The sequence below is a fragment of the Segatella sinensis genome, assembly GCF_040095255.1.
Lineage (GTDB): Bacteria > Bacteroidota > Bacteroidia > Bacteroidales > Bacteroidaceae > Prevotella > Prevotella sinensis.
On sequence record NZ_JBBNGE010000065.1, the window covers coordinates 1 to 14,341 of the forward strand.

General features: G+C 47.9%; 11 protein-coding genes and 10 tRNA genes. 9 read left to right on the forward strand and 12 right to left on the reverse strand.

The window, feature by feature from the left end; all coding sequences use genetic code 11:
- Positions 1 to 125 precede the first annotated feature (125 nt).
- The 12 genes from AAAT87_RS13535 to AAAT87_RS13590 form a co-directional block, all read right to left on the reverse strand.
- Complete coding sequence (locus AAAT87_RS13535) at positions 126 to 2,153, reverse strand: M13 family metallopeptidase (protein WP_349226707.1); 2,028 nt, start codon at positions 2,151 to 2,153, stop codon at positions 126 to 128.
- A 12-nt stretch (positions 2,154 to 2,165) separates the two neighbouring features.
- A complete protein-coding gene (locus tag AAAT87_RS13540) occupies positions 2,166 to 3,590 on the reverse strand; it encodes a sodium:solute symporter (protein WP_349226708.1) in 1,425 nt (474 codons plus the stop codon).
- A gap of 220 nt (positions 3,591 to 3,810) precedes the next feature.
- Positions 3,811 to 3,884, reverse strand: a tRNA-Asp gene (locus AAAT87_RS13545).
- 29 nt (positions 3,885 to 3,913) lie between these two features.
- Positions 3,914 to 3,990 (reverse strand) — tRNA-Asp (locus tag AAAT87_RS13550).
- Between the two features lie 29 nt (positions 3,991 to 4,019).
- Positions 4,020 to 4,096, reverse strand: a tRNA-Asp gene (locus AAAT87_RS13555).
- Between the two features lie 39 nt (positions 4,097 to 4,135).
- A tRNA-Asp gene (locus AAAT87_RS13560) sits at positions 4,136 to 4,209 on the reverse strand.
- A 99-nt stretch (positions 4,210 to 4,308) separates the two neighbouring features.
- Positions 4,309 to 4,818, reverse strand: a complete 510-nt coding sequence (locus AAAT87_RS13565) for a GNAT family N-acetyltransferase (protein ID WP_295025240.1) — start codon at positions 4,816 to 4,818, stop codon at positions 4,309 to 4,311.
- Between the two features lie 65 nt (positions 4,819 to 4,883).
- Positions 4,884 to 6,035 (reverse strand): glycosyltransferase family 2 protein, encoded by a 1,152-nt coding sequence (locus AAAT87_RS13570; RefSeq protein WP_298529684.1) that lies wholly within the window; start codon positions 6,033 to 6,035, stop codon positions 4,884 to 4,886.
- A 41-nt stretch (positions 6,036 to 6,076) separates the two neighbouring features.
- The gene (locus AAAT87_RS13575; RefSeq protein ID WP_295025244.1) at positions 6,077 to 6,511 is read right to left on the reverse strand and encodes a hypothetical protein; all 435 of its coding nucleotides are present in this window, start codon (positions 6,509 to 6,511) and stop codon (positions 6,077 to 6,079) included.
- 6 nt (positions 6,512 to 6,517) lie between these two features.
- Positions 6,518 to 7,129 (reverse strand): recombination mediator RecR, encoded by a 612-nt coding sequence (gene recR / locus AAAT87_RS13580; protein WP_089542737.1) that lies wholly within the window; start codon positions 7,127 to 7,129, stop codon positions 6,518 to 6,520.
- A 4-nt stretch (positions 7,130 to 7,133) separates the two neighbouring features.
- Positions 7,134 to 7,625 carry an outer membrane beta-barrel protein gene (locus AAAT87_RS13585; RefSeq protein ID WP_294868608.1) on the reverse strand — a complete coding sequence of 164 codons (492 nt, stop codon included), beginning with the start codon at positions 7,623 to 7,625 and terminating at the stop codon, positions 7,134 to 7,136.
- A 2-nt stretch (positions 7,626 to 7,627) separates the two neighbouring features.
- Positions 7,628 to 9,172, reverse strand: coding sequence for a carbon starvation CstA family protein (locus tag AAAT87_RS13590; protein ID WP_295025248.1), 1,545 nt, complete (start codon positions 9,170 to 9,172; stop codon positions 7,628 to 7,630).
- A gap of 138 nt (positions 9,173 to 9,310) precedes the next feature.
- Between AAAT87_RS13590 and AAAT87_RS13595 the strand changes: the two genes are divergently transcribed.
- The 9 genes from AAAT87_RS13595 to AAAT87_RS13635 all read left to right on the forward strand — a co-directional run bounded on the left by AAAT87_RS13595 (position 9,311) and on the right by AAAT87_RS13635 (position 14,015).
- Positions 9,311 to 11,059 (forward strand): glycoside hydrolase family 10-like protein, encoded by a 1,749-nt coding sequence (locus tag AAAT87_RS13595; RefSeq protein ID WP_295025249.1) that lies wholly within the window; start codon positions 9,311 to 9,313, stop codon positions 11,057 to 11,059.
- A gap of 85 nt (positions 11,060 to 11,144) precedes the next feature.
- Positions 11,145 to 11,217 (forward strand) — tRNA-Lys (locus AAAT87_RS13600).
- A gap of 24 nt (positions 11,218 to 11,241) precedes the next feature.
- Positions 11,242 to 11,315: transfer RNA gene (locus AAAT87_RS13605), tRNA-Arg, on the forward strand.
- 41 nt (positions 11,316 to 11,356) lie between these two features.
- Positions 11,357 to 11,430 (forward strand) — tRNA-Arg (locus AAAT87_RS13610).
- A 34-nt stretch (positions 11,431 to 11,464) separates the two neighbouring features.
- Positions 11,465 to 11,537: transfer RNA gene (locus AAAT87_RS13615), tRNA-Lys, on the forward strand.
- Positions 11,538 to 11,559: 22 nt separating this feature from the next.
- Positions 11,560 to 11,633, forward strand: a tRNA-Arg gene (locus AAAT87_RS13620).
- A 43-nt stretch (positions 11,634 to 11,676) separates the two neighbouring features.
- Positions 11,677 to 11,752 (forward strand) — tRNA-Lys (locus tag AAAT87_RS13625).
- A 267-nt stretch (positions 11,753 to 12,019) separates the two neighbouring features.
- Entirely contained in the window at positions 12,020 to 13,156 is a 1,137-nt protein-coding gene (locus AAAT87_RS13630; RefSeq protein WP_349226709.1) for a site-specific integrase, read from the forward strand.
- Between the two features lie 55 nt (positions 13,157 to 13,211).
- On the forward strand, positions 13,212 to 14,015 hold the full coding sequence (locus tag AAAT87_RS13635; RefSeq protein WP_349226710.1) for a hypothetical protein: 804 nt from the start codon (positions 13,212 to 13,214) through the stop codon (positions 14,013 to 14,015).
- Positions 14,016 to 14,341: the final 326 nt, after the last annotated feature.

The following is a 14,341-nucleotide window of genomic DNA, read 5'->3' on the forward strand; positions in this document are numbered from 1 at the left end:
CAAAAACTGGGTGACAGAACGAACCAAAACACTCAAACAAGTGAGTTAATATTGGAACATAGAACTGGACACCCTATCAATTAGAGTAAAACAGGGCGTGTGGGGATGCCTTACCCCACATGTTTTTACCAGATATGTGCACGCTTGTTCTTAGGAACAAAGAGCTTGTCGCCCTTCTTGATGTTGAATGCCTTATACCATGAATCCACCATTGGGAGGGCACCGTTCACACGAGCCTCGTTTGGAGAGTGAACATCCACGGTCATAAGATACTGCAGGTACTCAGGACGGGCATTGCCTGCCCATACACGTGCCCATGCCAGGAAGAAGCGCTGTTCTGGAGTAAATCCATCCTTCACACCCAACTTCTCTGTCTTCATCACATTCTGAAGTGCACGGAAAGCGATGTTCAAACCACCATTGTCACCGATGTTCTCACCCAGGGTCATCTGGCCGTTTACCTTCTTGCCAGCCAACTCAATTTTGTTGAAATGGTCAACCAGGATCTTGGTACGAGACTCGAAGTTCTTCTTGTCAGCAGCAGTCCACCAGTTGTGCTGGTTGCCAGTCTTATCAAACTGACTACCCTGATCATCGAAACCGTGACTCATCTCATGACCAATCACGCCACCGATACCACCATAGTTCATCGCATCATCGGCTGTCGGGTCGAAGAATGGAGGCTGGAGAATAGCTGCAGGGAAGCAGATCTCGTTGGTAGTTGGGTTATAATAAGCATTGATAGTCTGAGGAGTCATTCCCCACTCAGTCTTATCTACCGGCTTGTTCACCTTGCGGGCGATGGCATCCTTGGTAAAGAACTCAGAGATATTTGCCATATTCTCGTAGAGAGAGAGGCTGTCATCTACCTGCAATCCGCTATAGTCCTTCCACTTGTCAGGATAGCCGATCTTGATGATGAAGCTCTCCAGCTTATCCTCAGCCTGTGCCTTGGTAGCAGCACTCATCCATGTAGCCTCATCGATGCGCTGTGAAAGCGCAGTCTGGAGATTGTGAACCAAGTCGAGCATACGCTTCTTGCTGCTCTCTGGGAAGTACTTCTCTACGTAGATTTTTCCGATAGCCTCGCCCAACACACCGCTCACGGTACTTACGGCACGCTTCCAGCGAGGACGGTCCTGCTGAACACCGCTCATTACCTTGCTCAACTCAAAGGATACGGCACGGAAATCATCGCTCAATACGCTGGTTGCACCAGAAATCACCTTGATCTCTGCGTATGTCTTCAAATCATCCAAAGAGGTCTCTGCGAGAATCTTCTCTACCTCGTGGATTGGTTCAGGCTGACCCACGCAAATTTCCTTGAAAGCAGGGAAACCGGATGCCAGGAACACATTGCCCCAGTCGATGCCAGGATAATCGAGCACGAGCTGGTTGTAGGTCATCTTGTGATAGTTCTTGTCGATGTCGCGGAGCTGTACCTGGCTATAGCTTGCCTTTGCGATGCGGGTTTCGATAGCCATCACAGCCTCCATCTTCTTCTGGGCGGTAGCCTCGTCGTTGCCTACCATCTGGAAGAGCTTCTTCATATAAGCCTTGTATGCATCACGAATCTTCTTGGTCTGCTCGTCATCATTTACATAGTAATCGCGTACACCAAGACCGAGACCACTCTGTCCTACCTCTACGAGGTTGTTGGCGGCATCACGAAGGTCGGCACCCACACCGATGCCATACATCATGGTACCCTCGCCACGGAAATCGAGCTGAGCGGTAACGAGCTGGTACTCTCTGCGGTCCTTGATGGCTGCAATGCGGTCGAGAGTAGGCTTGATAGGTGCCCATCCCTCCTTGTTCAGGCGAACGCTGTCCATACGGAGGTTGTAGAGCGAACCGATCTTCTGTCCGAGTGACCCCTTCTGCTGTGGCTTGGAAGCATATTCAAGGATGATGTCCTGGATGCGCTTCTGGTTCTGCTCAAAGAGGTCGGTGAAAGCACCATTGTCGGTATGCTCGGCATCGAGTGGATGATTTTTCATCCAGTTGCCTGCGGCATAGCGATAGAAATCATTACCCGGCTTGATGGTCAAGTCCATGTTGGTCTTGTCAATACCGGAGCCCAACTTCTCCTGCTGGGCAAAAGCTGTTGTTGCACTAAGCAACAATGCTGCGAATAATACTTTTGTTCTCATTATTGTTTGTATTTAACTGTTTCTTTTTTTTATAAGGGCGAGACCTGCAAATGTCAGGGCGCCATTCAGCATCAGAAGCTCATAGCCGAACTTATAGCCCACATACTGCGAGGTAAGGGTATCGATGGCGAAGCAGATGAGCGGACTGGCGATGCAGACCCATGGCGACCAGCGGTCGTTTACCTGACGCTTGGTGAGCAGACTGAAGGCAAACAAACCCAACAGCGGACCGTAAGTATAAGAGCAGAGGATGTAGATGGCATCTATCACGCTCGTAGAATTAATCGCCTTGAAAGCGATGATGAAGAGCATGAAGACGAAAGCCACCAGCAGATGCATACGCTTGCGAAGCTTCACATCATCCTTCTTGCCCAGAATATCCACGCAAAGACTCGTAGTAATCGCGGTCAATGCTGAATCGGCACTCGAAAAGCTCGCCGCCACGATGCCGATGGTGAACAGTACCACTACCAGGGTTCCCAACACTCCCGAAGCTGCGAACATCGGCAACAGATCATCCGGAGCCTGCGGCAGCGCTACGCCCTGCTTCTGTGCCAGCATCATCAGCAACACACCCAGACTCAGGAAAAGCAGATTGGCAGGCACAAAGGCGAAACCATAGGTACAGACATCCTTCTGAGCCTCGCGAAGCGACTTGCAGGTAAGATTCTTCTGCATCATATCCTGATCTAATCCCGTCATCACGATTACCACGAACACGCCGCTCAGGAACTGTTTCCAGAAATTCAGCTTCGACATCCAGTCGTCAAAGACGAAGATGCGCGAATGACTGTCGTGGGCGATTGCCGTGATAGCCTCAGATGGCGTCATTTCCAAAGCTGCCACCACATGATAGATAATCAGGATGAGCGCAGCAAACATGCAGGTAGTCTGGAAGGAATCCGTCCACACCAGCGTCTTGATGCCACCCTTGCGGGTATAGAGCCAGATGAGCATCACCATCATAGGTACCGTCACCCAGAACGGAACTCCCACTCCATCGAGCACGAACCGCTGTAACAGAATGCAGACCACGAAAAAGCGGACTGCCGCTCCCGTCATCTTCGACAACAGAAAGAACGAAGCACCCGTCTTGTAGGAACGTTCGCCCAACCGCTGCTGCAGATAGCTGTAGATGGTGGTGAGATTATACCGGTAGTAGATAGGCAGCAGGAGAAAACCTACCAGGAAGTAGCCCAGGATAAATCCGATGCACATCTGCAGATAGGTCATATCAGTCTTCATCACCATACCCGGCACACTCACGAAGGTGATGCCCGAGATAGAGGCGCCCACCATTCCGAAAGCCACCATATACCATGGCGAACGTCTGTTCGCCCTATAGAAAGTTTCATTGCTGCTGGTACGCCTTGCCGTAATATGGCTGAAGAGCAACAGCACGCAGAAATATGCCAAAATCGTGATGATGATAATCATTTTTTCTCTTATATCTTTATTTACGTTGCAAAGGTACAGTAATTTATGGAAATAACAAAATTATTTCCATAACTTAACAAAGAAATAACATACAGAAAGAAAGTGAAGAAGTAAAGAGTGAAAAACGAAGAGTGAAGAATGGAGAATGGAGAGTGAAGAATGGAGAGGACAGGGGGTATAAAAGCAAAAACCTTCGAGAATCACTTCCCGAAGGTTTCAGCGGTGCGTACGAGACTCGAACTCGTGACCTCCTGCGTGACAGGCAGGCATTCTAACCAACTGAACTAACGCACCATTATTATGGAGGAGTATTTAAAAAAAGTTGGCGGTGCGTACGAGACTCGAACTCGTGACCTCCTGCGTGACAGGCAGGCATTCTAACCAACTGAACTAACGCACCATTATTATGGAGGAGTATTTAAAAAAAGTTGGCGGTGCGTACGAGACTCGAACTCGTGACCTCCTGCGTGACAGGCAGGCATTCTAACCAACTGAACTAACGCACCAGTCAATGTATAATCTTGCGAAATCGAAACGTGCAGAAGCGGTGCGTACGAGACTCGAACTCGTGACCTCCTGCGTGACAGGCAGGCATTCTAACCAACTGAACTAACGCACCAAATTAAGATATTAACTTAACCGCTTATAGCGCATTTCTCATTTGCGAGTGCAAAGGTACTACATTTTTTTGATTCCACCAAATTTTTCCGCTATTTTTTTACAAAAAAGATTGAAAAAAATATGCGTCCTCATATCCCCTGCCCGTCTTCAGCCATCCTTTCAGCAATTTATCACCCTGAAAGCCAACTACTTCAAGTATTTTCACGGCATTTTGGTTACTTTCCGCTACAATGGCATAAATCTGATGCAAATGCAGCACATTTGATGCATATTGCATCAAATGACGGATAGCCAACTGTGCCAAGCCCTGATGCTGATGTTCCTTTTTGATAACAATTCCCAGCTCGGCACGCTGATGGCGGGGGTCGAAATTCATCAGATCGATGATGCCCACCGCCTCCTGCTGCTCATTTTCAACAATCAGGCGAACCTGTTTGTCGATATAGATATCCGCCGTAGCCGTAGTGATATAGTCGAGCAACACCTGTCGGGAGTACGGCACATTGGTGCCCCCCACCTCCCAGAGACTCTCATCATTCTCTATTTCATAGAGAAAATCCAGATCTTCCGGTTCCAAAGCCCTTAAACGAATTTTCTTATCTTCCATATTCCTCCAAAATAAATATTTTCCTTTTATATTTCCTAATCTACCTACTATTATATGAGCACCTATTATATAATGTACGCGCGTACCCTATATATATTGTGCATTTCATCCATATCCATCACATCCCCTTCCGTTATCACCTTCCCGATTTCCCGGGTATAGATAGCCAGCTTGTCAGGCTCATCCGCCCGAAGCGAAAGCTGATGCAGAATTTCCCCGTAACTCATCTTGTCGGCATCAAACAGCAGATACTCCGATTCATCCACCACAGAAGGCGTAAAGAACCCCAGACTCTTTCTCATTCTCGCCATCAGCATCCTGACCAACGCAACGGAAGCACTAGCATAGATGGCTGTCCGGACAGGAAGACTCAAGAGTAGCGACATACCCGCATAATGCTTGCGAAAGAAGATGAGCATCGCCTCATAGAAGACATGCACATAGCGGAAACTGGATTTCTGCGTGCTCTCTCCCTTATAATGCAGGATATCCAAAGGCAGAAAATAGTTGTGATAACCGCCCTTCAACATGCGATAGGAAAGGTCGATATCCTCTCCATACATGAAGAAATCCTCATCTAACAGTCCCACCCGATCCAGGGATTTACGGCGCAACATGCAGAAAGCGCCACTCACCACCTCTATCCGGTTCGGCTGATCCCATGGCAGGAATCCCATATAATAGCGTCCGAACAGTGGATGCTTGGGCCATCGGTTGCAGAATCCCAGCATCTTGAAGAAGGAAACCATCGGTGTAGGCAATCCTCTCCTGCTCTCCCTCGCCCATCTGCCATCCGCATTCAGCATCCTCACGCCTGCCGCTCCCGCATCGGGATGGGCATCCATAAAGCGGATACATTCGCTCAGCACCTGCTCGCCCACGATGGTGTCAGGATTCAGAAGGAGTACATACTCCGCCTCGCTCTGACGGATGGCGATATTGTTGGCTCGGGCAAAACCCAGATTGTGGTTGCTGCCCACAAACCGTACCATCGGATATGCTTCACGGGGATAGCGGTGCTGCAGATACTCCAGCGATCCATCGGAAGAATGATTATCCACCACGATGATCTCTGCCACATCCTTCTCTCCGGAGGAAGATGAAGAAGATGAAGCATTATCCCCCTGCATCACTTCGAAGGCACGGAGCACCGAGCGGATGCATTGGTCGAGATAATACTTCACGTTATAGCTTACTATGATAACCGAGAGTTTCAATGTCTATCTTAACTATTAACTGTTAACTATAAAACCATCACTTATTCACCTTCCTCACTGGTTTCCTCGATACATCTGCCGATAGATGGATAAACGAAGAAAAGACAGAGCACGAGGATGATTGCCATATAGCCGAATGCAGGCGACATGGTCTGATAATACATAAAGGTATTGATGAGCATAGGCAGACAGAGCATGTTGATACGGGTAGTGCCCCAGAAAAGCAGAGCATCGCCCTTTTCTGTCAACAGTTTGCGGCGGATTACCTTCAGACTGAACAGCTTCAGCGCCATCGGAATCACCAGGATGGTGGTAAGCTCCATCACTACCAGGATGCCGAACATCATCGTCTGGTTGGCAGCGATATCATTGGCGGTCAGTATCTCCGTTTCATAGAGAACTACCAGCAGAAAAGCCACCAACAGCATAAAGAGGAAGTTGGTCATCAATCTTCGTTGTACTTGTTTGATATTCATTTATTTCTATTGATTAAATGGTGTTCTGTTCAGGATACTTCTACCCAGCGTCACTTCATCGGTATATTCCAGTTCATCTCCCACGGAGATGCCTCGGGCTATGACAGAGAGCTTCACGGGATAGTCGGCAAGCTTGCGCGAGATATAGAAATTGGTGGTATCGCCCTCCATCGTACTGCTTAAGGCAAGAATCACCTCCTTTACTCCTCCCGCAGCCACACGCTGCACCAGAGAATCAATCTCCAGGTCGGCAGGTCCGATACCATCCATCGGCGAGATGATGCCACCCAGCACATGATACAATCCATGAAACTGCTGGGTATTCTCCACTGCCAGCACATCCTGCACATTCTCCACCACGCAGATGACAGAGGCATCGCGTCGGGGATCGGAACAGATGGGGCACACCTCGGTATCACTGATATTATGGCACACACGACAGTACTTCACCTCGCGCTTCATCCGGGCGATGGCATCCACAAACTGATCCACATCCCCTTCCTCCCTACGGAGCATAAAAAGCACAAGGCGCAAAGCTGTCTTGCGCCCTATACCCGGCAGCTTGGAAAACTCCCCCACTGCCTTTTCCAATAATGCAGAAGAATATTGCTGCACCATCACACTAGAGATAAATACCGATTCCTACCTTGAAACCTATTGTAGAATAATCAGTATGCTTCTTGAAGCTCTGATCATAGTAGATAGCCGGCTCAATGGTTACCTGCTTGCTGACAAAGTAGGCATAGCCTACCTCCACGCCCGGCATGAAGTCATTGTAGCTGCCCGAATGAACCACCTTGGCACCAAAGCCGAGATACAATCCATTCTGCTCGATATAATATCTGGCCTGAGCTCCGGCAGAAAAGTAATCCTTCACGCCATCCTTGCCAGAATGGGTATATTCGGCTTGACCCAGGAGCATCCAGTCATCTTCTACAAAATAACCTGCTTTTGCCTGAACGCCGAAGTTCAAGTCCTGACTGCCATTATAACTGAGATTGAGACCCGTGAGCGACGCGCCACAATACTGCTTTCCACTTTCAAACTGAGCATTGGCTCCCAGGCTTACCAGAAGAGCTGCTGCTGCCAAAACTAATTTTTTCATACGTAACATTTTTATGTGTTGCTATTATTAATTTTCATATTCTTCCTATACCAGGCAAAGAACCAGACCAGCGCTACCACCAGGATGATGACACTACCCGTATAAGCCACCGGCTCGCTCAATGCCAGAGCCATCGGCGAGAGAAGCAGGAAGGTAGAACATACCACCGTCATCAGCAAGGCTGGCACCAGGGTGATGATGAACGGCTTCTTGCGCTGTACCAGATATACGGTCAAAGTCCAGAGTGTGAAGACCGACAGTGTCTGGTTAGCCCATCCGAAGTATTGCCAGATAACATTGAATCCATCAGGATTTTCCATCTGCCAAACCAGAATGCCCATCGTAACGGCAAACAGAGGTACGCAGATATAGAGACGGCGACGCATCGCACGCTGTTCCAGTCCGATAGCCTCGGCTATGATGAGTCGGGCACTGCGCAGAGCCGTATCGCCACTGGTGATAGGCGCAGCCACTACTCCCAGCAGGGCAAGCACTCCACCAGCCACACCCAACCAGCTGGAGCAGACAATCTTCACCACGGTAGGAGCATCAAAGTTCTGAATGAGCGACTTTCCGCCATCCACCTGAGCGATAAACTGCTGAGCCACCTCTGGACTCACGCATTCACGCCATCCTCCATAATAGAAGAAGTACATGGAAACCGTAGCCCATATCAGCGCTACCACTCCCTCGGTAATCATCGCACCGTAGAATACTGGTCTGCCCAGCTTCTCGCTCTTCATGCAGCGAGCCATCAACGGGCTCTGGGTAGCATGGAAGCCACTGATGGCTCCACAGGCGATGGTAATGAAGAGGCATGGGAAGATAGGATTCTTCTGGACGAACGGTTCCGTACCCAGCCACGCCGGATTCTCGTTGAGATTGCAGGAAGCCAGATTGCTCCACAGCTCAGGCAAGGTTGGCCACTTGATGAACAGTCCTATCATCAGCGCACCTGCCATGAAAAGCAGCGAGAAGGCAAAGAGAGGATATATCTTTCCGATAATCTTGTCGATAGGCAGAAGCGTAGCGATGATGTAGTAGATGAAGATGAGGATAATCCAGAACATCTTACCTCCCACAAACGAGCCCGAATTGCAGATGCCATCCAGAATAATGGCAGGACTATATACAAACACGGCACCCACCATCATCAGCAGCAGTACTGAGAACACGAGCATCACCTTCCTGGTGTTGCCGCCCAGATACTTGCCCACCAGCTCCGGCAGTCCGGCACCATCATGGCGGATACTGAGCATACCGCTCATATAATCGTGCATGGCACCGGCAAAGATGCAGCCAAACACAATCCACAGATAAGCCACCGGTCCATACCAGGCACCCATGATGGCTCCAAAAATCGGTCCAGTACCGGCAATATTCAGGAACTGAATCATAAAGATTTTCCAACTAGGCAGCACCATAAAGTCAACTCCGTCGGCTTTTGCCACTGCTGGCGTAGGACGGTCGTCAGGACCGAAAACATGCGCCACAAATTTTCCATAAAGGAGGTAGCCCAATACCAGGGCTGCCAAACTAATGATGAAACTGACCATTTTCTTTTATTGTTTTTTTGAATTCTCTCTTCTTTTTGAGCCTAATCGCACTTTTTCATACGAATTGCACCGCAAAAGTAACATTTTTATTTGAAATACGAAAAATTATCCGTATCTTTGTTGCCAAATTGAAAGAATATGAAGAAATTATATACATTTTTAATGTTTTTAGGCAGTATTTTACCTGCACAGGCTCGCAATATACCTGAAAAGAAGCAGATACTGCCGGGTTCCAGCATCATATACAACAGTCTGGCACCCAAGCACGAGGTAAGAGCCGTATGGCTCACCACCATCGGCGGAATCGACTGGCCTCACACCTACTCCCAGTCGCCCTACTCGGCCAAGAAGCAGCAGCAGGAACTCTGTCAGATCCTCGACCGCCTGCAGCAGGCAAAGATCAACACCGTACTCATCCAGACCCGCATCCGTGGCACCATGATCTATCCTTCCGATTACGAACCTTGGGATGGATGCCTCTCGGGATTCCCGGGAAAGACACCGGGCTACGATGCCCTGCAGTTTGCCATCGATGAATGCCACAAGCGCGGCATGGAGCTCCACGCCTGGGTGGTTACCATCCCCGTAGGAAAATGGGAAGCGCTGGGATGCAAGAGCCTCCGGAAGAAATTCCCGGGACTCATCAGAAAGATAGGTGCCGATGGATACATGAATCCGGAAGACAGCCGCACCAGTGATTACCTTGCCGGAATCTGCCGCGAGATTACCCACCGATATAATGTGGATGGCATCCACCTCGACTATATCCGATACCCGGAAACCTGGAAAATCAAGGTGAGCCGCGACCAAGGAAGAAACTACATCACCCGCATCGTGGAGAAGATCCACAACGCTGTGAAGTCGGAAAAGCCTTGGGTCAAGATGAGCTGCTCGCCAGTGGGCAAATACGATGACCTGAGCCGTTACTGGAGTCACGGATGGAATGCCAACACCAAGGTTTGCCAGGATGCACAGGGATGGCTGCGCGACGGACTGATGGACGAGCTCTTCCCGATGATGTACTTCCGTGGCGAGAACTTCTATCCTTTCGCCATCGACTGGCAGGAGCAGAGCCACGGCAAGATTGTGGTGCCTGGACTCGGCATCTACTTTCTCGACCCGAAAGAAGGAAAATGGAAGATTGATGACGTGACACCCGAAATGTACCTCACCCGCAGCATGGGAATGGGATACTGCTTCTTCCGAAACAAGTTCCTGCTGGATAACAAGCAGGGCATCCTCGATTTCACAGAGAGATTCAACGAATATCCATCGCTCGTACCTCCGATGACCTGGGCAAGCAACCGACAGCCGCAGCAGCCACAGGCACTCAGCGTAAGAAGCGAAAAGGGAAATGTTCAGATTTCATGGAATAATCCGTCAGAATATACCGATGGCACTGCGATTCCTACTCCCTATATATATAATAATGTATATGCGAGCAGAAATTATCCCGTGGATGTTACAGATGCCAGAAACCTCATTGCGGCTCGACATCTGGGCAACGAACTGCTCTTGAAGTCGGAAGACGACGACCAGCCACTCTATTTCGCCGTTACTTCAATGGACGGATATGGCATAGAAAGTGGCGCTACCCAGGAAAACAGTCGAGATTTCAGCAAAAAGTTGACCGCCTGGGGTGCAGCCAGGATGTTGCGCTGTGATGCTAAAAACGTACATTTGCCGGAAATCGCCAAAAAGTTGGATACAAACGTCTTTCTGGTCGAAACCCTGCAAGGTACGGCTGTGAAGCACCTTGTGAGCGAACACAATCTGATAGATATCAGTAGGTTAAGCAGTGGAACCTATCGCCTTTGCAGCATCAATCAGCGGGGTGTGAAGCATACGTTGGGAACCTTCTACAAGAAAAAAATTGCAGAAAATTGAAAAAAAACTGCAGAAAAATTTGGTGGAATCAAATATTTGTAGTACCTTTGCACTCGCAATTCAGAAATGAGGCTATCAAGAAGATGCACCCTTAGCTCAGTTGGTAGAGCAACTGACTCTTAATCAGTGGGTCTAGGGTTCGAATCCCTAAGGGTGTACAACTTGAAAAAGCTAAAGAAAATGGTTCCGTAGCTCAACTGAATAGAGCACTTGACTACGGATCAAGAGGTTCAAGGTTTGAATCCTTGCGGAATCACTTTCAATGCAATCAGCCCCTACTCTGGAATCAATAAGAATGGTTCCGTAGCTCAACTGAATAGAGCACTTGACTACGGATCAAGAGGTTCAAGGTTTGAATCCTTGCGGAATCACTTCTGTTGAGTTTTACAAGCAATACAGATTGTTGCACCCTTAGCTCAGTTGGTAGAGCAACTGACTCTTAATCAGTGGGTCTAGGGTTCGAATCCCTAAGGGTGTACAATAAGAGTAATCTAGAAAATGGTTCCGTAGCTCAACTGAATAGAGCACTTGACTACGGATCAAGAGGTTCAAGGTTTGAATCCTTGCGGAATCACTTTTCCAAGATAATAAGATTATCATTCAGGTAATTAAGTGATGCACCCTTAGCTCAGTTGGTAGAGCAACTGACTCTTAATCAGTGGGTCTAGGGTTCGAATCCCTAAGGGTGTACCAAATTAAGAGAATAAGGCATAATCACAGCTTAAATTTCTAGAAGTAGAACGGATATAACTTCCTATCAATTAGGTAGTTATGTCCGTTTTTACATTTATTGGCTGATAACAGATTGATAACATCGGAATATAGACGTGTCGTCGTATTGTTTACGTGGCAATCTCTGCAATAAGCTGATACATAGTTCGTTCGGCATTCCTTTAGAAATGTTAAATCGAAGTGAGTTACTAATATGTTATCAACTGCTTGTAAAAATGTTATCAACTTATGGGCGTAATTAATTTAAGTGTTATTCACAATCGTCTCCACCGAGGTACTGCACAGAAGGCAGTTTCGGTAGAATTGAGGTTCACTTGTGGAGGTAAGCGAAAGTACTTCTCCACTGGTGTGAAAGTGTGTCCGGCTCAATGGTCGGATAGTAGTAAGCGTGTCATTCGCTGCAAGGAGTCTGACTTATATAACAAGCAGATTGATGCCATACTGGAGAGGGCAAACGATGTTGTCATCAAGATGAACTCCAAGGGCATTACTGATTTGGATCAGATTCCTGCCCTTATGCAGGGTGCTGCCAACAAATCCCTAGACTTCATCGCCTACTGCGAGAAGCGCTCCCGAGAGCGCAAGGTAAGCGACCATACCAAGAGAAGAGACAAGGTCTTCACCGACTTCTTGAAGACGTATGGCAAAATCAAGGAGTTCTCCGACATCAATATTTCCAAGGTTCGTGAGCTTGATGAGTATCTTCACGCAAAGGGATTGGAGCAGAGTACCGTATATTGCTATCACAAGTACTTGAAGCTGTTCGTGCGTGATGCCTGCATAGATGATTTGATAGACAAGAATCCGTACAACCATCTGCCTTTCAAGATTGAGAAGGGCGATAAGCAGTTTGTTGACTGCCTGCCGATAGACAAGTTCGAGAGCATCAAGCGCCTTCACTTGCAGTACGACTACCTTGCGAAGGCTCGTGACCTCTTCTTGATGCAGTGCTATACCGGTCTGGCTTACTCCGACTTGATGGTATTCGACTTCACCAAGTGCAAGCAGGCAGACGGCAAGTACTACTACCATGCCAAGCGTGTGAAGACTGATACAGACTTCACCTTCCAGCTACTGGCTGGAGCGGTCTCCGTGCTCAAGAAGTACAACTTCAAGCTGCCCTGCATCAGCAATCAGAAGTACAACGAATATCTGAAGGTAATCGGGATGATGGTCAACGTGCCAAATCTGCACTCCCACATGGGCAGGGATACAGCTGCAACCTTGTTTCTCTCGTTTGGAATGCCGCTGAACGTGGTGGCTAAGGTACTCGGGCATACCAATATCCGACAGACCCAAAGATATGCCCGAACGCTCAACAAGGACGTTTACTCAGCATTTGATAACATAGATGGCAAATTCTGATAACATCCTTGATAACATAAGCGAGAAGATAAATGATAACATAACGAGAAGATAAATGATAACAGATGAGGATCATGCAGATGCATTGGCTAATGGTATCGTACCAAATGTCATCCAACGTGATGGCTGCTGCACGGAGCAGATTCAGTTTGACTATAACGAAGCTACCATAACTGACGAACAAAAGTCAAGTACTAATCCAGAAGATTTGAAGGCATGTCTTGAAGCTGCAGTCATACCGGAAGCCTACAAGGATTTTTTAACCGATGCACAGATTGTAGAGGTCAAGGAGTACACTTCTGATGTAGCAGAGTCTGCTGTACTGAAGATGACTCCCGAGCAGATGCGTGCCAAGGCTCTTGAAGGATACTTCGTGAGGGATGCCGAACGCAATCTTGTCTATTGTCCGCAAGGAGAAATCCTGAGGCAAAAGTCTATCAAAAGAAACGGTCTGATCCGCTACTGCAACAAGCTTGCATGTAAAAAATGCAAGTGCAAGTGTACCATCCAGAAATTTAAGGAGGCAGACTTCAACAAAGACACCTTGATAAAGGCAACTGAAGCAAAACGCAAGCAACTCAAAGAAGAGAATAAAGACAAGCCAAAACCTCCAAGAATGAAGGTTGTGAAGAAGGTTGTCCGTTACGTTTTGCATCTAGACCAGAACAAGATGGACAATCGCAAATGCCTCTCCGAGCATCCTTTCGGAACCATGAAGCGAGCACTTGGGCAATACTACTTTTTACTGAAAGGCAAACTGAAAGTAACTGCTGAGATGGGCCTCTTTTGCCTATCTTATAACCTTCGTCGTGCCATATCTCTCAAAGGTGTACCTGCTTTGATTGCTTCTCTTGGATAATGACCTGTAGGGAATCATATACCATCAAAAACACGCTCTATTAGTGTTCATATCGGCCTTTTTAAGCCCTTATGACGAATTATTTAACATAAAACAAAATTTTAAGATGAAAAAATATATGCCCTTAGAGGGGCTTAGGTGGAGTCGTGATAGCGGTTCTACCCTATGTGACACACCCCAAAACGGCCGTTCTCGGACGGGCTGGGGGGCAACGAGGGCTTCCGGGCAGTTGTGATTTTCAAAGAACTTTTAAACACAGAACAGAGTATGATTAACTACAGCATCGTAATGCGCAGCGTGAACGCAAACCTCCTTGAGATCAACCA